Annotated in this window: 16 protein-coding genes and 1 pseudogene; 4 read left to right on the forward strand and 13 right to left on the reverse strand. The window is 43.7% G+C overall.

Annotation, left to right across the window (positions count from 1 at the left end):
* Positions 1-10: 10 nt before the first annotated feature.
* From ACKRAT_RS12690 to ACKRAT_RS12705, 4 genes and pseudogenes are all read right to left on the reverse strand, one after another.
* Positions 11-106: pseudogene (locus ACKRAT_RS12690) on the reverse strand (lactate utilization protein C); the annotation flags it as partial.
* 34 nt (positions 107-140) lie between these two features.
* Positions 141-1,622: a malate dehydrogenase (quinone) gene (gene mqo / locus ACKRAT_RS12695; RefSeq protein WP_411842746.1), complete on the reverse strand. Its 1,482-nt coding sequence runs from the start codon at positions 1,620-1,622 to the stop codon at positions 141-143.
* Positions 1,623-1,797: 175 nt separating this feature from the next.
* The gene (locus ACKRAT_RS12700; RefSeq protein ID WP_411842747.1) at positions 1,798-3,549 is read right to left on the reverse strand and encodes an L-lactate permease; all 1,752 of its coding nucleotides are present in this window, start codon (positions 3,547-3,549) and stop codon (positions 1,798-1,800) included.
* 145 nt (positions 3,550-3,694) lie between these two features.
* Positions 3,695-4,384 carry a FadR/GntR family transcriptional regulator gene (locus ACKRAT_RS12705; RefSeq protein ID WP_411842748.1) on the reverse strand — a complete coding sequence of 230 codons (690 nt, stop codon included), beginning with the start codon at positions 4,382-4,384 and terminating at the stop codon, positions 3,695-3,697.
* 234 nt (positions 4,385-4,618) lie between these two features.
* Here ACKRAT_RS12705 and ACKRAT_RS12710 point away from each other — a divergent pair, with 234 nt between their 5' ends.
* Together ACKRAT_RS12710 and ACKRAT_RS12715 are read left to right on the forward strand one after the other, a co-directional pair.
* Entirely contained in the window at positions 4,619-6,058 is a 1,440-nt protein-coding gene (locus tag ACKRAT_RS12710; protein WP_411842749.1) for a carbon starvation protein A, read from the forward strand.
* A 19-nt stretch (positions 6,059-6,077) separates the two neighbouring features.
* Positions 6,078-7,145, forward strand: coding sequence for a branched-chain amino acid aminotransferase (locus ACKRAT_RS12715; protein WP_411842750.1), 1,068 nt, complete (start codon positions 6,078-6,080; stop codon positions 7,143-7,145).
* 48 nt (positions 7,146-7,193) lie between these two features.
* Here the strand turns inward: ACKRAT_RS12715 and ACKRAT_RS12720 are convergent, their stop codons facing one another.
* Entirely contained in the window at positions 7,194-7,520 is a 327-nt protein-coding gene (locus ACKRAT_RS12720; protein ID WP_411842751.1) for a hypothetical protein, read from the reverse strand.
* Between the two features lie 99 nt (positions 7,521-7,619).
* Positions 7,620-8,366: a 2-keto-4-pentenoate hydratase gene (locus tag ACKRAT_RS12725; RefSeq protein WP_411842752.1), complete on the reverse strand. Its 747-nt coding sequence runs from the start codon at positions 8,364-8,366 to the stop codon at positions 7,620-7,622.
* 374 nt (positions 8,367-8,740) lie between these two features.
* Here ACKRAT_RS12725 and ACKRAT_RS12730 point away from each other — a divergent pair, with 374 nt between their 5' ends.
* Together ACKRAT_RS12730 and ACKRAT_RS12735 are read left to right on the forward strand one after the other, a co-directional pair.
* Positions 8,741-10,339 carry a M20/M25/M40 family metallo-hydrolase gene (locus ACKRAT_RS12730; protein ID WP_411842753.1) on the forward strand — a complete coding sequence of 533 codons (1,599 nt, stop codon included), beginning with the start codon at positions 8,741-8,743 and terminating at the stop codon, positions 10,337-10,339.
* Positions 10,340-10,458: 119 nt separating this feature from the next.
* Positions 10,459-11,838, forward strand: coding sequence for an alanine/glycine:cation symporter family protein (locus tag ACKRAT_RS12735; protein WP_411842754.1), 1,380 nt, complete (start codon positions 10,459-10,461; stop codon positions 11,836-11,838).
* Between the two features lie 124 nt (positions 11,839-11,962).
* Here the strand turns inward: ACKRAT_RS12735 and ACKRAT_RS12740 are convergent, their stop codons facing one another.
* The 7 genes from ACKRAT_RS12740 to ACKRAT_RS12770 form a co-directional block, all read right to left on the reverse strand.
* Positions 11,963-12,811 carry a MurR/RpiR family transcriptional regulator gene (locus ACKRAT_RS12740; protein ID WP_411842755.1) on the reverse strand — a complete coding sequence of 283 codons (849 nt, stop codon included), beginning with the start codon at positions 12,809-12,811 and terminating at the stop codon, positions 11,963-11,965.
* 170 nt (positions 12,812-12,981) lie between these two features.
* Positions 12,982-14,298, reverse strand: a complete 1,317-nt coding sequence (locus tag ACKRAT_RS12745) for a PTS transporter subunit EIIC (RefSeq protein ID WP_411842756.1) — start codon at positions 14,296-14,298, stop codon at positions 12,982-12,984.
* 5 nt (positions 14,299-14,303) lie between these two features.
* Positions 14,304-15,182, reverse strand: coding sequence for an N-acetylmuramic acid 6-phosphate etherase (gene murQ, locus ACKRAT_RS12750; protein ID WP_411842757.1), 879 nt, complete (start codon positions 15,180-15,182; stop codon positions 14,304-14,306).
* A gap of 454 nt (positions 15,183-15,636) precedes the next feature.
* A complete protein-coding gene (gene dmpG / locus ACKRAT_RS12755; RefSeq protein ID WP_411842758.1) occupies positions 15,637-16,659 on the reverse strand; it encodes a 4-hydroxy-2-oxovalerate aldolase in 1,023 nt (340 codons plus the stop codon).
* Positions 16,659-17,561, reverse strand: coding sequence for an acetaldehyde dehydrogenase (acetylating) (locus ACKRAT_RS12760; RefSeq protein ID WP_411842759.1), 903 nt, complete (start codon positions 17,559-17,561; stop codon positions 16,659-16,661). The genes dmpG and ACKRAT_RS12760 overlap by 1 nt, the downstream gene beginning before the upstream one ends.
* 14 nt (positions 17,562-17,575) lie before the next feature.
* A complete protein-coding gene (locus ACKRAT_RS12765) occupies positions 17,576-18,214 on the reverse strand; it encodes a GntR family transcriptional regulator (protein WP_411844462.1) in 639 nt (212 codons plus the stop codon).
* A 189-nt stretch (positions 18,215-18,403) separates the two neighbouring features.
* Positions 18,404-19,621 (reverse strand): threonine synthase, encoded by a 1,218-nt coding sequence (locus tag ACKRAT_RS12770; RefSeq protein WP_411842760.1) that lies wholly within the window; start codon positions 19,619-19,621, stop codon positions 18,404-18,406.
* Positions 19,622-19,624 lie beyond the last annotated feature (3 nt).

The following is a 19,624-nucleotide window of genomic DNA, read 5'->3' on the forward strand; positions in this document are numbered from 1 at the left end:
GTTTTTCTGGCTAATTATCTCCCGCAGCGAAATATGTCGCTGCAATAGGCCCGTGAACACCGACGATGATCTTCATTTCTATATCGGCGGAGTTACTTGGCAATGTATGTGTAAATGAGAATAACGAATGCTTCAAAACCCTATTCTAAATCAAGTCCTTGGGAAGTCTCTTTTCGGATTTCTTTTAATAGTGCACTGTCCTCTATTAGAGAGTGTCCGTATGAAGGTATCATTTCCTTTATTTTAGGCTCCCATTTTTCTTTATATTGCGGGAAGTTTTTTTCAATGACTTCCAGTGCAACAGATACAGACGTGGAAGCGCCCGGGGATTCTCCCAATAAGGCCATAACAGAATTATCTTTGGAATGAACAACCTCTGTTCCAAATTGTATAAATCCTTTCCCGTACTCTTCGGTATCTTTGATGACCTGCACGCGTTTCCCGGCTACAAGCAGATCCCAATCTTCGTCTTTTGCCTCAGGAACAAATTTGCGCAGTTCCTTCATCCGGTCCTCCTTATCCATCATGACCTGCTGAATAGAATATTTAACCAGCGGAAGATTCTTAATGCCGGAAGATAACATTGTTAATACGTTACTCGGATTGATGGATCTGAAAAGGTCTAAATTAGAACCATTTTTCAGGAACTTGGGACCTATGGCCGCAAAAGGACCGAATAATAAACTCTTATCCCCTTGAATATAGCGTCTGTCTAAATGCGGCACAGTCATAGGCGGTGTGTTTGGCGGTTCTTTCCCATAAACTTTGGCATTATGCCGGTCTACTACTTCAGGATTGTTACAGACTAAAAATGCACCGCTTATCGGGAAACCGCCAAGATGTCTGCTTTCAGGGATTTTTGTTTTCTGCAACAGCGGAATTGCATTGCCTCCGGCACCGATAAAGATATAATCTGCTACATGGTATTCCACCTGATCATTTTCAAGATTGCGGACCTTGACTCCCCATTTATTGTCTTTTCTTTTTTCGAAATCGAGCACCTCGTGATTATAATGAACTTCTGCGTTATCATGTTCACTGATATTTTTCATTAGTTTTCTAGTGAGTTCGCCGAAATTCACATCAGTTCCCGAGTCTATTTTACTCGCAGCAACGGATTCATCCGATGTACGCCCTTCTGTCATTAAAGGTATCCATTTTTCCAGTTCACTAAGGTCCTCTGAATACTCCATCCCTTCAAACATCGGTAATGGGGATAGCAATTCATATCGTTTTCTTAAGAAATTCACATTATCCCCACCCTGCACAAAACTTATATGCGGTAATGGACGAATAAATTCCTGAGGATTTTGTATTTCTTTATTTTTTACTAAATAAGACCATAATTGCTTGGAAACCTCAAATTGTTCATTTATTTCTTTTGCCTTTTCAATGTCTATAGACCCATCTTTCTGCTCAACTGTATAGTTCAGCTCACACAATGCAGCATGGCCTGTTCCGGCATTGTTTTTTTCATTTGAGCTTTCTATCCCTGGCTGGTCCAGCCTTTCAAACAGCTTGATATTCCAATCGGGCTCTATATTTTTTAAAAACGAACCAAAAGTACTACTCATAATACCGGCACCAATCATGATGACTTTTTTTGGTTTTGTACTGTCCATTTTATGGCCACCTTTCCAATTAAAATTAAGTTTTTTCTTTATATAAATAGTGGATGATTTGTATTTTCTGTGAAATACCACAGTATAGATATACAATTATCTCTAAAGTCGGGATACCGTCTGCTTTACCAAAAATATCAGCGAAACATGTATTGTATAGACCCGCCTTCATATATTATCTCTCCAAATTTGCTGCTGTCCGCTTATAAGAACGTAAGATGAATATCAGGATCAGTGCCAGAATAGCGATTACAAGGATAAATCCGATATTGAATCCGATGCCGTTCACCCATGCAAATCCAATCGCACCTGCAAACACGATGTAAAACGCCGTCGGTATAAGCAGCCTTGTAATGATCGTCCCCTCTTTACCGACCATTCCTACAGCAGCACTTGCTGCAACGACGTTATGCACACATATCATGTTGCCTGCTGCGCCGCCGACTGCCTGAAGCGAAACAATTACGAGAGGATTCACATTAATCTGCTCGGCCACACCGAATTGGAATAGTCCGAACATCATATTACTCACTGTATTACTTCCCGCTGCAAAGGCTCCAAGAGCACCGATGGTCGGTGATATCAGCGGCCAGCTGTCACCAAACAGGAACGCTGCGCCCTGAGCCAGAACCAGCGGCATCGAGTCATAGCCGGCATCGTTGATACCGGAATTGATGAATACCTGGACGAGGGGAACGGATACAATCAAAGCAGCCATTGCCGAGAGGATGGTTTTCCATGAAACCTGAAAAGCATCCCCCATCCCCCTCATATCCAGCTTATGTATCCATCCTGTTAAAACAGCAACAATGATAAAGACAGTCCCTGGAATCATGAGCGGTGTCAGACTGTGTTCTATGCCTGTACCAAGAATATTATCGAATGAAACGACCCAGCTTGAAAGCAGCGCTTTTATTCCGAGGGCTTCAATTCTTGTTATCACCAGCAGCACTGCAACGAGTACATACGGCAGCCATGCCTTGAACATTGAGATTTCCTTTGGCGCTCTGGGCTTGCCCGACATTTCACTGATCCAGGAAGCATCCCATTTCGAACGCGGTTCAAATACGAATGTCTCTTTGGGCATCAGGAATCCTTTTTTAGCAAGCGGTACAACGATCACAAGCCCGACCAGCCCACCGATGAGGGACGGGAATTCCGGTCCCAGGAAGTTTGCGGTAAGGGAATATGGAATGACAAAAGCCAGACCCGCAAATAACGCAAACGGCCATACTTTAAGGCCTTCCAGGAAACTCCGGTTTTTACCGAAGAATTTTGTCAGCATCGCCGACATGAACAGTGGTATGAACAAACCGATCATCGCATGGAAGATCGACACCTGTCCCCCGATGTTGAATACAAGCGTCGACAGTTCCATACCTTCTGCATCCAGGAACGAATTTACAACCGGCTTGTTCTCAAGGCTCGTATTGACACCGACAAGTATCGGTGTTCCGACTGCACCGTATGAAACCGGTGTCGACTGCAGCATCAGGGCAATCATGACAGCGGCGAGTGCCGGGAATCCCAATGCAATCAGTAATGGCCCCACTACCGTCGCCGGCGCTCCCCATCCTGCGGCGCCTTCCAGAAATGTACCGAACAGCCATGCGACGATGATTGCCTGCACTCTTCTGTCAGGAGAAATACTGGTGAATGACGCTCTGATCGTGTCCACCGCACCACTTTCCTTTAAGACATTGAGGAGCAGCACTGCCCCGAAGACAATGACACCCACTTCCAGTGCAGTCAGCACACCTTTGAAAGATGCGGCGGTAATTTCAACCAGTCCCATCTGCCATCCGAAAAATGCGATTAGAATCGTAATGATAAAACTGTAGAACATCCCTTTTTTAGCCGACCATCTGAGAATGACCAGAAAGAAGAAAATCGCAAGAATCGGCAAAAGACTTAAAAATATCAACATGAAGCGGCCCCCTTGCTCTGTAAGTGATAAATATTGTCATCCAGTCATCAGATGACTTAATCTCTTCTAGTCATTCTATGTAATCGCTTTCCAAATGTCAAATGCTTTTTAAAATAAATTAAAAAAAGAAACCCCGGAGGGTTTCTCAGTAATGCTTCAGCAGGAGTGCTTCTACTTCTTTTAAATGATTGATCATGTTTTCCCCTGCCCGTTCTTCGTCCTTACCCTTTATCGCTTCAAAGATGAGTTTGTGTTCATCATAAATTTTCTGGATGGATTTTTCTGCTTCATACAACCAGATTCTTCTCGTCTCTTTCATCGTACGGATCATTGTTTCAGAAACATCATCCAATAGATTGACGAGCAATGGATTGCCTGTCGATTTGGCGATTGCCATATGAAAATCATAATCGGCCTGTTCTCCGAGTTCATTATTCTCGACTGCCGTCCTCATCTTTTCCAATGCTTCTTCTATTTTTTCAAGCTGTGCCGCATCCGCTTTCTCACATGCTGCTTTTGCACACCCCACCTCTATGATTTTCCTCAAATCGAGAAGATTCTCTATATCGGCTTTCGTAATGATTTCAAAGTTCTGTTCAAAGCCAAGCGGCATCTGTTCATTGATGAAAGAGCCCTGTCCGTGTTTCACCTGGATGACATCCAGCACTTTAAGACTGTTGAGCGCCTCACGTATGGACGCCGCAGATACTTGGTAATTTTCGGCCATCTTCACAATGGAAGGCAGTTTATCCCCCGGTTTCAGCTTACCGGACTTGATCTCCGACAAAATTATATCTGCTATTTCTTCATATACCTTTTTTCTTGCAATACTCACTTCAACCACATCCGATAGGTTATTGTATTTTCCATAATAGCATAAATCATCCTTTCCAATACCCCACTAAAATAAAAATGGTATTTCGGCCGAAATGAAATTTTCAAATGCTTTTTGAAACATTATTTTCATCTTTGTAATACAAATGAAATCAAAATTATCTGAAAATATATTGATTTTTGTTCTAATAATTGTTAAGATATAAACAATTTTAATTAAAAGGGAGGCATTCGAATGATCACACTGATTTTCGCAATCATACTACTTATTGTAGGGTATATGGTTTACGGGAAAATTATTGAAAAGATTTTTGTTATCGACGATAACAACGAAACACCAGCTTATAAAAGCGGAGATGGTGTCGACTACATTCCAATGCATCCAATAAAGGGCTGGTTAATCCAGTTGCTTAACATCGCAGGGCTCGGCCCGGTCTTTGGCGCGGTGGCGGGTGCTTTGTATGGACCTGCTGCACTTATTTGGATTGTTTTTGGCTGTATCTTCGCTGGTGCAGTACACGATTACTTCTCAGGGATGCTGAGTTTGCGTAATAACGGCGCCCAATTCCCTGCACTCGTAGAAAAATATCTTGGAAAAAGCGTCAAAGTTTTCGTCTATGTCGTCTCTTTGGCACTTATGATCCTGGTCGCTGCGGCGTTTACTGCAGGCCCAGCTGAACTTATTGCACTTAAAACAGATGGGGCAATCCCATTTGCGGTTGCTCTGGTCGTTATTTTTGGATACTTTGTTCTTTCAGCGATATTACCGATCAATAAAATCATCGGAAAAATATACCCTATATTCGGAGCTGTTTTAATTATTATGGCCGTTGCTATTTTTGGCGGTCTGCTTTTCTCCGGTACACAGGTGCCTAATTTAACTTTATCCACTGCACATCCTGAAGGACTTCCGGTCTGGCCGCTCCTCATGGTCACTATTTCATGCGGTGCCATTTCTGGATTCCACTCTACCCAAAGTCCGATTATTGCAAGGACTGTCAGAAAGGAATCTGAAGGCCGTAAAGTATTCTTCGGTGCCATGATCGCTGAAGGTGTGCTTGCCCTTGTCTGGGCAACAGCCGGAATGACTTTCTTCGGAGGTACCGGAGGGTTGGCTACCGCATTGGCCAACGGCGGGCCTGCGGGAGTCGTCGATGCCATATCCATCGGCTATCTTGGTACAGCAGGCGCACTGCTCGCCTTCCTCGGAGCAGTCATTCTGCCAATCACTACAGGTGACACTGCCCTGCGCTCATCAAGAATGATTTTAACTGAAGCTGTCGGAAAATATGTTAAAGTAGGAGCAAGACCCAAGCTTTTCATCATGACAGCATGTGTAGCGGTTCCTGCATTCCTCCTTGCGACTATCGATTATATGTTCCTTTGGAGATATTTAGGCTTCTCCAACCAGACAGTTGCAGCAACAATGCTCTGGGTTGCTACGGCATACTTGATAAAAGAAAGAAAACAGCACTTCATCGCAGGCATTCCTGCGATATTCATGACAGGTGCCGTTGGAACATATTTCTTCTATGCACCGGAAACATTAAATATGAATTATGAAATCTCTCTGGTCCTTGGTATGATTCCTGTCGTTCTCACTACAGCACTCTATATAAGAGCTGTAGTCCGACAAAAATCAAGAAACTTGGCAGAAAGTACACAATTAGGTTAATAATCAAGGAGGAAATATTATGTCCCAAACACTACAAATCGAAAGAGCCAATGAATTAAAAAATAAACCCGATGTTTCTACTGTCCAATTTGGAACAGTATTTACAGATTATATGTTTACAAATAGATATACACCGGAATATGGCTGGTCTGAGCCTTCCATCATCCCTTATCAAAACCTGCAGCTTTCCCCCAGCTGCCAGGCCATCCATTACGGACAATCCGTTTTTGAAGGACTGAAAGCCTACAAACAAGGTGACGACATTCTTCTATTCAGACCGGATGAGAACTTCAAACGGATGAACCAGTCACTTTCCCGTCTGTCCATGCCGGAAATCAATGAAGAGAATGCACTCAATGCATTGTATGAATTGCTTAAAGTGGAACGCGGCTGGGTGCCGGACGGTGAAGGCCAGTCCCTTTACATCCGCCCATTCGTTTTTGCAGATGAACCTTTCCTTGGTGTACGACCATCGGAAACATATCAGTTCAATATCATCCTTTCCCCTGTTGGCGGCTACTACGGTGCTACACAGCTCAATCCGACAAGCATCTATGTTGAAGATGATTTTGTACGCTCCGTACGCGGCGGCGTGGGGTCTGCCAAAGTAAGCGGCAACTATGCAGCCAGCCTCCTTGCGCAGAAGAAAGCAAACGAGCTCGGCTATGAACAGGTACTCTGGCTGGATGGTGTGGAACAGAAATATGTAGAAGAAGTCGGCAGCATGAACATCTTCTTCGTAAGAGACGGAGAATTGGTGACGCCTCAGTTAAACGGCTCAATTTTGCCGGGCATTACACGCAAATCCATCATCGAACTTGCAAAGCACAAAGGATATACGGTAAAAGAAGAAAAAATACACATTGATGACCTGACGAATGACCTTCATAATGGAAAAGTCACAGAAGTATTCGGCGCCGGAACAGCCGCAGTCATCGCCCCTGTAGGCAGACTGAACATCCATGGTGTCGACCATATCGTCAATGATAACCAGGTCGGCGAAGTGTCACTTGATCTGTTTAACGATCTGACTGATATCCAGTACGGCAGAAAAGAAGATCCATTCGGCTGGGTTGTAAGACTTTAACGGAAACAAAAATAAGCAGGCAAATCTTTTGATTTGCCTGCTTATTTTTTATGCTTCTACAGCCGCTTCTTCTACGATTTCTGTTTTTTCCGGCACTTTTTCCACACTGCTTCTCACGAAGAATGAACAGATCAGTCCGATAACTGAAATACTTGTAATGAAATAGAATGCATATTGGATACCTGCAGCTATAATTTCAGGCTGTGGCGCTTCAGGCATTCCGACCGCAAATGTATTTTGTCCAAGTGTAAATATTGTGATTGCAACCGCTGTTCCTGCTGCACCCGCCACCTGGTTTAAAGTATTCATCGCTGCCGAGCCGTCCGCATATAATTCTTTCGGCAACTGGTTCATGGCGTTTGTCTGTAATAGCAAATGGAATTTGAATTTCTCTAATACTTTTTTCACCTTTGAAGAATGTAAATGTTTTCATGGTACAAAAAGAGCCGGGATTGCTCCCGGCTTCTTAGAACTTTATTCACTTACTTCAAACTCTAATTTGCCCACATTTTCATATTCCACGGTGTATTTCCCCGTCTTCAGTTCAACCGGAATATTGAATGTTCCTGCAGAAACAAATAGTCCTGCATTGAGTGTCCTGCTGCGCTCGGATAAAGCTTTTGCGAGCCATTTAACTGCTGTTGCAGGATGTCCGAGCACTTCTGTTGAACGTCCCTCTTTGATCACTTCACCATTAAATGCCAGTGTCCCTTTAATATCGTCAAGATCTTCATACTCAAATTTCTGAGGCTTACCGAAAATCACAGCACCATTCACCGCTCCATCAGCAACCACTTCATACAGATCAACATTCGGAAACCAGTCTTCATAACGGCCATCCGGCACTTCAGCGCCGGGTGCAACACGGCATTTCCTTAAGATATCTTCTTCATTATCTTCGGGGAAAACAATTTCATCTACGATGAATACAAGTTCCATTTCCAGCAACGGGATATTGAAATCCCCCAGTGAAATGGAATCCATAATAGTGCGATCTGTCATTCCTCCGTATAACGGCTGCTCACTCTTGAATAAATCCTGAGTCTCTTTGCTCGTCAGACTGATTTTATATCCTTTCATCTCTTCTCCGTTTTCTATCTTCATATCCAGCACTTCATCCTGGACATCGTATGCTTCTTCCAGATTCGTAATACCAATTACTCCACGCTTTAAAGGTTCATTATTAATATATGCATTATAGAGCTGCTTAGTTACTGACATATAAATACCTCCTGGAACATTTGTATTAAATATAACATAACAGTTTCCATGAATAGAAAAATCACCTCTACCTTTATAATAGAGATGATTGATAAAGTAGATATCAAAACACAATGGCAAGAAATTTCAGTCTTGTCTCTCTTATAAATGTTGTCCATACCCACTACCTGGATCTTTGAAAGGTTAACGAATTACTTATACCCGAATATATCCCATATATAAATTTCACATTGATCAAAAAATATATTGACTTAATTAATTATTATAAGTTATTATTTATAATTATACAATATATGTATGGATTGCTTCCCTTTGTATTTATTCCTATAATGAATGCCATGTACAATTTATGCATGAAAGAAAGGGGAGATTTTATGAATTGGAATACAAAAGAGCAACTGGAGGATCTACTCTGCCAGTTAGTTTCATGGGACAGCAGGACCGGTACTGAAGGGGAAGTGCTTTTTCCATACAAACTTAAAGACGAATTCTTTAAAATGGATCACTTTTTAAACAATCCTGAACTTTTGGAACTGCATGATGCGGGGAATGACAGGAACGCCCTGTCTGCTCTATACAAAACAGACAAAACGGATAAGACGATTGTTCTGATCAGTCATTTCGATACAGTACATACGAAAGAATTCGGTTCTAAAAGCAGACTCGCTTTTTCACCGCGAGAACTGACACAGCGTTTTAAGGAAATCACCGGTGACTTCTCCAAAGAAATACAGAATGATATTTCATCCGATGAATATCTTTTCGGAAGGGGCACAATGGATATGAAGATCGGGCTTGCACTCCACATCCACCTGTTGGAAAAGGCAGTCAGAGAACACTGGCCGGTCAATCTTCTTGTCCTTACAGTCCCTGATGAAGAAGTGGATTCTTCAGGTATGCGGGCAGCAGTAAAAAACCTGGATGCCCTGAAGAAAAAACATAATCTGGATGTCTCTTTATTCTTAAACAGTGAGCCCAGCTTTACACAGCGACCGGGCGATCCAAACTACTATATCTATTCAGGCTCAATCGGAAAAATCATGCCGTCGGCCCTCTTTTACGGAGTCGAAACCCATGCAGGCGAACCACTCCGTGGATTGAACGCCCACTATATGGCATCATTCCTAAATCAAAAAATGGAATTTACCGATGCTTTCTCCGAAGTGGAATACGGCGAAAAAACGCCACTTCCGGTTACATTGAAAAATTATGATTTGAAGGAGGACTACTCTACCCAGACTTCGAATCATGTTGCATCACTTTATAACGTATTTACGATGAAGCAGAATGCAGATGATATCTTTGTTAAATATAATCACCTGGCCAAGGAAGCGATGAATGAATGCCAAAGCCAGTATGAGAAGATTTGCCGGCGGGAAGATGCAAAACCTGTCGGGGAAATCAAAACGATTACCTACGAAGAACTTTATGACTATACCCTGAAAAAAATAGGCAAAGAAAAAATGGATGAAATCATCAACAAATATATCAATAAAAACGATTTGGATGACAGGGAAAAATCCATGCGGATTGCCAACCGGATGATTACATACTGCAAAGAGCTTGTGCCACTGACGGTCACTCTCTATGCACCGCCCTACTATCCTTCGGTGAATGCATCTGAGGATGGGCTGATCAAAGATATCATCCAATATACCCAGAGCTACTTATCAGCGAATCATTCCATCGAACCGATTGAAGTCCACTACTTCAACGGCATTTCAGATTTAAGTTATGTGACTTATGACAGCCATGATGACAGCTGGGAAACGTATAAAGACAACACACCGGTCTGGGGCCGGACATATACTGTTCCTTTTAAAGAAATGCAGGAACTTCAGGCGCCGTTCATCAATATCGGCCCTTTTGGAAAAGATCCGCATAAACTGACAGAACGCCTTCACAAGGAAAGTGCGTTTGAAATTACACCGAGACTTCTTGAAAATATAATTAAGGAATTTTTTGTTAAATAAAAACCACACAGCGTTGCAAATAGGGTATGATAAAGAAAAAGAAAATGGAAAATTCTAAATAGTAAAAGAAATGAAGAGTGTGCCGGAATAGGCTGTACACATTTGAAGGGAGTCATATTATGGAGTTAATCACTGCAATATCAGGTTTTTTATGGGGCTATCCAGTTGTAATCATTTTATTTCTGACCAGTATGTATCTTACGTTTAAATTAAAGTTCATTCAATTCAGATACCCGCTCTATATATTCAAACAGACCATCGGACAGATTGGTAGGAAAACTAAGGGTACAGGAACCGTCACTCCTTTTCAGACTTTGACCACAGCACTGAGTTCAACAATCGGAGCCGCGAATATTGTCGGTGTACCGGTGGCAATCATGTTTGGCGGTCCGGGTGCATTATTCTGGATGTGGGTCATTGCGATACTTGGTATGTCGCTGAAATTCGGGGAACTCACCCTCGGTGTCCACTACAGAGAAAAAAATGCGGCCGGCGAATACGTCGGTGGACCAACCTATTACATGAAAAATGGAATAAAATGGCCGTTAATCGGGAAAATACTGGCAGGATGGTACGCTATCTTCTTACTTATTGAGCTTATCCCGAGCATCATGGTGCAAAGCAACTCGGTTGCCAGCACCATCGAGGAATCATTTTCATTAAGTCCGTTAATCACGGGAATCGTTGTTGCCGTCTTCGTAGGGATTGTAGTTTTCGGGGGAATCAAGCGTATCGGGAAAGTCAGTTCTATCCTTGTTCCAATTATGGCTTTGCTTTATATCATTGCCGGTCTTGTGGTTATTCTGATGAATACATCAGAAATACCAGCTGCATTCGCACTGATTTTCACAGAAGCATTCAATCCGACAGCAGCACTCGGCGGCGGGGCAGGCGCTGTACTTGCAGAAACGATCAGATGGGGATTTGCCCGCGGTATCTACAGTAACGAAGCAGGACTCGGTACATCGCCCATCGCCCATTCAGCTGCCAAAACAGATCATCCAATCAGACAGGCTTTATGGGGGATCATCGAAGTTCTAATAGACACATTGGTCATTTGTACAGTGACCGGACTCGTCATAATCATCTCAGGCGTATGGCAGCATGAAGATGCCGCCGACTCTGGTATTCGGGAAGCACTGACAGCACGTGCATTCGGAGAAGCATTCGGGCCGATAGGCAATTCCATGATATCTATTGCACTGGTATTTTTTGTCTTCTCCACAATTACAGTCGTCGTGTTCTACGGAGCTAGACAGGCGGAATATCTGTTTGGATTATGGGCAGGAACAGTGATGAAAGCAGTATATGTCATTTCAATCGTCATTGGTGCCATTGGCGGCGCCACTACGCTCTGGGCATTCCTTGATATCACCTTATTCATGATTCTGGTGCCAAACATAATCGCAATCATTCTGATGACACCAAAAATTATTGAGCTTAAAGATGAATACTTTAATTCAAAGCATTACTATAAAAAAGATGTCAGTGAAGAATGAGAACTCGAATAATGAAATTGAGTCAGGAAGACCGGGGCTATCGCCCCGGCCTTCTTTTTGATTACACGATGTCCGAAAAACACAAAAACCCGGAACAATTGTCCCGGATTTCTCCACTATATCCCTAGTCTATTTTATAATCCTGCACAGCATCATGCGTATCGCTGATTTTCTCAAATATGTCATCCCCCGATTTAATGGCTGTTCTCATAAACAGCACATCAACGAGGTAAAGCTGTGAAATTCTTGCTGTCATCGTCCCTATTCTGGTGTTGTTTTCTTCAAGTGAAGTGCTCATGACGATATTTGCGATGTTTCTTGCCGGTGAGCTGATGGACTGGGTAATCAAAATGGTCTTCACACCGTGATCCCGGCACAACTTTAAGATATCGATGATTTCCTTCGTTCTTCCTGATGTCGAGAAGAGTACAACGACTGCATTGGACTCCAGAACCGGTATTTTAGTAAGCAGGACATGATTATCAAACGGTACCACTGACTTTATTCCAATTCTGATCAGTTTTAAAAATAGATCTTCACCTGGAATTCTGGAAGCCCCGATTCCAAATAATACGACTTCATCGGCATTGGCCAATGTATCCGCCGCTTCCTCTATCGCATCATAACTTACTGTCTTATGCGTCCCGTATAAAGCACTGACTGTGTTGTTCAGTGCTTTGTCCATTGAATCGTTTATCGTATCGTCCGGTGACAGTGACTTACTGTAAACTTCATTGTTCGACTTTGTATGCTCTTTTGCAAGCTCCACTTTTAGCGACCTTAAACCCTTAAGTCCGATTTTCTTCGAAAATTTTGTAATACTTGCCTGACTTACCCCGATGTTGTCAGCATTTTCAGCAATACTTGCAGTAAGAAAATCCTCACGGTTTTCAAGAACATAGTCAGCAATCAGTCTTTCCTTCCGGCTAAAAGAGTCCATTTGACTTCTAATATGCTTGGTTACTGAATACATAATCTACTCCCTTAAATTGAACAATATGCTCTGGACCGACCTTCCATATTAACGCACCATCATTCAATTTCCCTATTTTTCTACTTACTTCTTACTTTAGCATACTGACATACAAATTGTAATTCTCTGGTGAAATATTTTCAAAAATTATCCATAATCATACTCAGGAACTATTTATCCAGGTTTTCCACCATCTTTTCTTTGAATCCGAACAGATAGGTGAACAAAAATCCGCCCGTGTAACCGAGCACAAGTCCGATGATATAATGAATATATTTACCATCCGCAATGAGTGGCGTGAGGGAAATACCCGATACACCGATGTTGATTGCCCCCGTTGTCATCAATGCCTGATATGCCCCGCCGAATGCGGCCCCCAGACATGCGGTCAGGAAGGGACGGCCGAGCGGCAGTGTCACACCATACAGCAAAGGCTCCCCGATGCCGAGAAAACCGACGGGCAGCGCCCCTTTAATAATATTTTTCAGCCGTTTCGACTTCGTTTTAACAAAGATTGCCACTGCTGCCCCGACCTGACCGGCGCCGGCCATTCCGAGAATTGTAAAAATCGGTGTGAAGCCGATATTCTGTATGTATTCCAGATGGATCGGCGTCAGACCATGATGCAGGCCGACCAGTACGAGCGGCAGGAATGTGGCTGCAAGCACAGCGCCTGCGAATACACCGCCGACTTCAAGCACCCAGTTGATGGAAACGATGATGCCTTCAGATAATACAGCGCCGACCGGCTGCAGACCAATCACCGTAATCAGGCCCACGATGAATACCGTGATTGTGGACGTGACGATGAGATCGAGTGAATTCGGCACTACCTTTCTCACCTGCTGTTCCAGTGCTGCCATGATAAATGCCGACATCATCACCGCGAATAAACCTCCGCGGCCCGAAACGAGCGTTTCACCAAACAATTCCATTTCATTCAGAGCGGGATTGAATATCAGCGCACCACTGATTGCCCCGAGTGCAGGTGTGCCGCCGAATTCCTTCGCTGTATTGTAACCGACCAGAACACCGATAATCGTGAAGAAAACGCCTCCAATAAGCTGCATGACCTGAACCCATGCAAGCTCAGGATCGACACCCGAGTTTATAGCGAAATTCACGATGCCATTAATCAAACCGGAAGCGACCAGGGCCGGGATTAACGGTATAAATATGTTGCCGATTTTTTTAAGCAGGTATTTCACGCCCTTTTTCTTAGGTGCAGCGCCTTTATTTTCAATCTCCCCTATTTGCTTTTCCATTTCCCTTCTCGTTTTCTCGGCAGCCCCCGGGCCTAAAATGATCTGGAATTCATCATCATCCACGACGCCGTTGACACCCTCCAGTTTCTTGATATTTACGATATCAATCTTACTGTGGTCCCTGGGTATCACACGGACACGTGTCATACAGTTATATACATTATCTATGTTTTCTTTGCCGCCCAGCAGATCGATCAGCTGTGACGCTAAAATTTTAGACATCCCATTCACCCCTTGTTTGTGCTCAATATTTTTCTGATGTTCGGCTGGTCTGCCAGCAACAGTTTTGCTTCGTCCGCCTCGATATTCAGAACAAGCATCAGGACAGCCGTCTTTACATGCTTATCCGCTTTGTTGAATGCATCCACTGCTTCCGTTCCATCCACTTCCGTGATATCCATGATCATATTGATTGCACGCTGTTCAAGCTTTTGATTCGTTGGACTGAGATCCACCATATAGTTCCCATAGACTTTCCCGCGTTTTATATTGATGATCGTCGAAATCATGTTAAGCACCAGTTTTTGAGTCGTTCCCGCTTTCAGCCGCGTGGATCCAGTAATAATTTCAGGACCGGATTCCACTTCGACCGGATAGTCTGCAATCTTGGAGATTCCACTGTCCTTATTATTCGAAATGCTGCCTGTTACTGCTCCCGAACGTTTCGCTTCTTCGAGCACCCCTTTAACGTAAGGCGTTCTGCCGCTTGCAGCAATACCAATCACACAGTCATCCGGTCCGACTTCCAGATCATTCACATCAGACGCCCCTAAAGAGACAGAGTCCTCAGCGCCTTCAATGGCATGCTTCAGCGCTTTGTCTCTTCCGGCAATCATACCGATAAACTCATCCGGCCGTGTGTTGAAAGTCGGTGGGCATTCGGAAGCATCCAGCACACCCAGCCGGCCGCTCGTTCCCGCACCGGCATAGATGACTCTGGCAACATCTTTCTCCAATATGGCTGTGATCAGTGCTTCAATCTGCTCTTTTTCAGCTTCGACCGCCTTCAGTGCATCAGCTGCCTCATCATTCATGAGTTCGATGATGTCATTAACATTTAACAAGTCCAATTTCTTTGATTTTTCATTTCTATTTTCCGTTCCCATTCCCTGTCACCCCTTCTAAATTAAGTATATTTTAAAAAAACCATAAAGTAAATAATATTTCTATTATATTTATAATTAAGTTAAATATATTACATTAAACATAAAAAAACCGGGACTTTTGCCCCGGCAGTCACTGAATATTATTCATATTCACTTCGTCCGACAACGGAACCTATGCATTTTTAACAACGGTGCATTTCCGAGATAATCGAATTCGAATTCATCTTGGATCCAATTCTGTTCGACAAAAATCATGGACTTCTCCTGCTGCTCGCATGATAGGACGTTCATTGAGGATTTTCCGAAGTTTTTAATCTCCGGTCGTGACCCGTCTTATGTATTGCCTCAATCTTTCTATCCTCTACAGAAACTTTCATAATTTAAGTCCCTTCTGTTCTTTTTCGTACAAATAAGCTCAAGACCCGTTTGTCTTGAGCTTATTTCTCATATTCTATTATACCTTCATTTGTTTTTCTTTAGCCAGTTCCTGCGCAACACCGATGATCCAGTCTTCCTGTCCGCCGACTGCGCCCATCTCGGATATCCTTGTTAAAATATCCCGGGCATCCACATCATATTCTTTACCCGCACGTTCTGCAAAAAACAGGAAGCTGGAATAAACACCGGTATAGCCTAACGTCAGAGACAAGCGATCGATCTGTACCGGTCTCTCCATCATTGGTTTCATAAGGTTCTCAGCAGCATCCATCGTCTTATACAGATCGAGATTATGGCCAATATCCATCCTGTTCATCACAGCTATCAGTTGTTCTGTAGCCGTGTTGCCTGCTCCAGCACCCATACCTGCCAGGCTCGCATCGATTCTATCCGCACCTTCTTCGATTGCGACAATTGAATTCGCCACGCCTAAAGATAGATTATTATGGCCATGGAATCCGATTTTCGTTTGGCTGCTTAAGTGTTCTTTAAATAGAGACACTCTTTGTCTTGTATCATCCATCGTCAGTGCGCCTGCAGAATCAACTACATAAATCGTTCCGGCACCGTATGATTCCATTTTCTTCGCTTCTTCCAGCAGGTTTTCAGGAGTCGTCCGGTGCGACATCATCAGAAATCCGACTGTATCCATACCGAGCTCTGCAGCTTTTCCGATATGCTGTTCCGATACATCCGCTTCTGTACAGTGCGTTGCTACACGCGCCACCTGCGCCCCCCAGTCATGGGCGCGCTCGAGATGTTCAATCACACCGATACCCGGCAGGAGAAGCACACCGATTTTAGCATTCTTCGAATTTGCTACAGCTGTTTTTATAATATCCTCTTCTGTCTCTTTAGAAAATCCGTATTGGATGGAACTGCCGCCCAACCCGTCTCCGTGCGTCGCTTCGATTATATCCGCGCCTGAATCATCAATCGCCTTTGTAAGCTGGACGATTTGATCCGTGGAATACTGATGACGGATTGCGTGCATACCATCTCTTAAAGTCACATCATTTATAATCACTTTTTTACTCATTATTTAGCCACCTCTTCTTTCAGCATACTTTCAGCCATCACTTCTCCGGTTTTAACTGCTGCCGAAGTGATGATATCCAGGTTACCTGCATATTCCGGCAGGAAATCTCCATTCCCTTCCACTTCAACAGATACTGTGACGATATTCCCCTTGATGACGGGATCAGCTTTAAATCTGTAGCCCGGGACATACGACTGCACTTTCTCCAGCATCAGATTCAATGACTCCCGGATGGCAGCACTGTGTGTCCCGGCGTCTTCAGCGGTCTGGACATGAATTGTATTCCTCATAAGGATTGGCGGATCTGCCGGGTTCAAGGTGATGATCGCTTTCGATTCTTTAGCGCCCCCCACTTCCTGCAGCGCTCTGGCAGTTGTTACAGTAAATTCATCGATATTCTGTCGCGTCCCCGGCCCTGCACTCTTACTTGAAATGGAAGCGACAATTTCTGCATAGTCCACATCAATAACATCGGAAACCGCTTTGACCATCGGAATTGTCGCCTGGCCGCCACAAGTGACCATATTGACATTGTCCAGCTTTGGAATTTCATCTTCTTTCAAGTTGACCGACGGTACCAGGAAAGGACCGACCGCTGCAGGTGTCAGATCAATTGCCTTTTTCCCCAAATCTTTGAGTACCTTTGCGTTATGCAAATGCGCTTTTGCAGAAGTGGCTTCATAGACGATATCTGCAAGCTCCGGCCGTTCGATTAAACCGTCAATACCGTTGGATATCGCTGTCAGGCCATTCTCCTCGGCACGTTTAAGGCCCTTGGACTCCGGGTCTATACCGATCAAAGCGGTAACTTCCAAAATATCGCTTCTTAAAAGTTTGATCATTAAGTCCGTCCCAATATTACCTGAGCCGATAATTGCACATTTGATCTTTTCATTCGTCATTATAAAATCCCCTTTTAAAGTAGTTTTTTACCGTTACAGCAATGCGCACAAGCTTCTTCCAAATGTTTCCTGAGCAATTTCTGCGATTGTTCCAAATCCTGCTGTTCCAGTGCTTCAATGATTTCAACGTGCTGCCCAATGATTTCAGATTGGTTTGTAAATGTGACTTCACTTGTGATATCGATCAAAGTTCTGAAAATATCGCGCTGTGCCGTCCACAAATGCATCAGAGAACCGTTCCCCGTCATTTTTACAAGAAGATAGTGAAAAGACAGGTCAGTTTCAATATCCCGCTGCTCATAATATTCTGCTTCACGCATCTGGCTGATATATGACAGAAGCTTCTCTTTATTCTCATCAAATATTTCTTTTGATATTTGACTGAGTGCATGATTCTCCAGAAGTATCCGGGTGTCATACAAATTTTCGATATCCAGGATATCGAAACCGACCACTGCCGTTCTTCCATTTGAAAACTTTTCCACCAAGTGCTCAGATACCAGCTGGCTGATTGCTTCTCTGATCGGCCCTCTGCTCACCCCCAGCTGATCGGAAAGTTTTGTCTCTATTAATGGTTCGCCTTTTTGATATTTACCTAATATGATTTCTTTTCGAAGGTGATTTACAACTTGAGCCGCAATATTATTCTTCACAATCAATTATGACTGCACCTCCTAATTATCTGAAATGTTAACAATTAACATATTTATAGTTTAAGCAGGAAGCCACCTTTTGTCAAGTGAATATTCTGAAATTTCTTTCTTGTAAACAATTAAAAACACCCCTGAAGTGGATACTATTCCATCTTCAAGGGTGTTACGCAACGATATATACAATTTTATTTAGTTTCGAACGATCTTTTCATCTTTTTGTAAAACAGGCGCATCGGCCTCTATGGTGTTCGGATACTTGATGCCCGCGCCGGTATTCAACACCACGACTTTGTCCTGAGCTCCTATCCAGTTCTGCTCACGCAGCTTTCTTGCAGCAGTGAAGGCAGCGGCCCCTTCCGGGCAGACGAACGCCCCTTCATTTTCCGCCAGTGTCTTCAATTCATCCAGGATTTCAGTATCACTGACCGATATGGCACATCCGTCTGTTTCCTTAATCGCATCCAGAATCAAAAAGTCTCCCAATGCTTTTGCCACATTGATACCAAATGCCACGGTAGATGCATTTTCCCACGGTTCGGCACTTGATTTCCCTTCATTCCATGCTCTGACTATCGGTGCACATCCTTCTGACTGCACTGCCACCAACCTCGGCATTTTATTCTCATCTATCCATCCCAATTCCTGAAGCTCGCGGAGTGCCTTATAAATTCCAATGAGCCCAACGCCGCCGCCTGTCGGATAGAGGATCACATCGGGAACTTCCCAGTTAAACTGTTCGGCGATTTCAAGCCCCATCGTTTTCTTCCCTTCAATCCGGTAAGGTTCCTTGAGTGTGGAAGCATCGAATATATTATAGTCTTTCACCATCCGGCCGACGATTTTGCCGGCATCTCCGATCAAACCATCCACGAGATAAAGATCGGCACCTGCGGCAACGCACTCTTTCCTCGTTATTTCCGGTGCATCCAGCGGCATCACAATCGTTGGAGTGATACCCGCCTGTGCGGAGTATAATGACCATGCCGCACCGGCATTGCCGTTGGTCGGCATGGCGAGTGCTTCAATGCCGAGTTCTTTGGCTTTGGATACGCCGACCGCCGCACCCCGTGACTTGAATGAACCGGAAGGGATCATCCCCTCATCCTTCATGTACAGATTGGGAATCCCCATTTCCTTTCCGGCTTTTTTCAAATGCAGCAAAGGTGTCATGCCTTCACCCAATGTAACGACGGACTCCTGATCTTCAACAGGCAGCAGTTCATGGTAGCGCCATAGATCCGGTGTGCGCTCTAGAAGCATTCCAGGTTTGAAGTCATTTTTAAGGTCATCCATTTTGTAGGCAACAAGCAATGGCGAGCCGCATTCACATAACTGATTGACTTCATTGGTACTATAAGTATTTTCGCATTTCGGGCAGTATAAATGAGATACATAGCTGTAATTCATATA

The organism is Salinicoccus sp. HZC-1 (assembly GCF_046736035.1).
Classification (GTDB): Bacteria; Bacillota; Bacilli; order Staphylococcales; family Salinicoccaceae; genus Salinicoccus.

Excerpts from the sequence above, each read along its gene's own strand:
- mqo (WP_411842746.1), bottom strand. The coding sequence starts at position 1,622 with ATGGACAGTACAAAACCAAAAAAAGTCATCATGATTGGTGCCGGTATT.
- ACKRAT_RS12700 (WP_411842747.1), bottom strand. The coding sequence starts at position 3,549 with ATGTTGATATTTTTAAGTCTTTTGCCGATTCTTGCGATTTTCTTCTTT.
- ACKRAT_RS12710 (WP_411842749.1), top strand. The coding sequence starts at position 4,619 with ATGATCACACTGATTTTCGCAATCATACTACTTATTGTAGGGTATATG.
- ACKRAT_RS12715 (WP_411842750.1), top strand. The coding sequence starts at position 6,078 with ATGTCCCAAACACTACAAATCGAAAGAGCCAATGAATTAAAAAATAAA.
- ACKRAT_RS12725 (WP_411842752.1), bottom strand. The coding sequence starts at position 8,366 with ATGTCAGTAACTAAGCAGCTCTATAATGCATATATTAATAATGAACCT.
- ACKRAT_RS12730 (WP_411842753.1), top strand. The coding sequence starts at position 8,741 with ATGAATTGGAATACAAAAGAGCAACTGGAGGATCTACTCTGCCAGTTA.
- ACKRAT_RS12735 (WP_411842754.1), top strand. The coding sequence starts at position 10,459 with ATGGAGTTAATCACTGCAATATCAGGTTTTTTATGGGGCTATCCAGTT.
- ACKRAT_RS12740 (WP_411842755.1), bottom strand. The coding sequence starts at position 12,811 with ATGTATTCAGTAACCAAGCATATTAGAAGTCAAATGGACTCTTTTAGC.
- ACKRAT_RS12745 (WP_411842756.1), bottom strand. The coding sequence starts at position 14,298 with ATGTCTAAAATTTTAGCGTCACAGCTGATCGATCTGCTGGGCGGCAAA.
- murQ (WP_411842757.1), bottom strand. The coding sequence starts at position 15,182 with ATGGGAACGGAAAATAGAAATGAAAAATCAAAGAAATTGGACTTGTTA.
- dmpG (WP_411842758.1), bottom strand. The coding sequence starts at position 16,659 with ATGAGTAAAAAAGTGATTATAAATGATGTGACTTTAAGAGATGGTATG.
- ACKRAT_RS12760 (WP_411842759.1), bottom strand. The coding sequence starts at position 17,561 with ATGACGAATGAAAAGATCAAATGTGCAATTATCGGCTCAGGTAATATT.
- ACKRAT_RS12770 (WP_411842760.1), bottom strand. The coding sequence starts at position 19,621 with ATGAATTACAGCTATGTATCTCATTTATACTGCCCGAAATGCGAAAAT.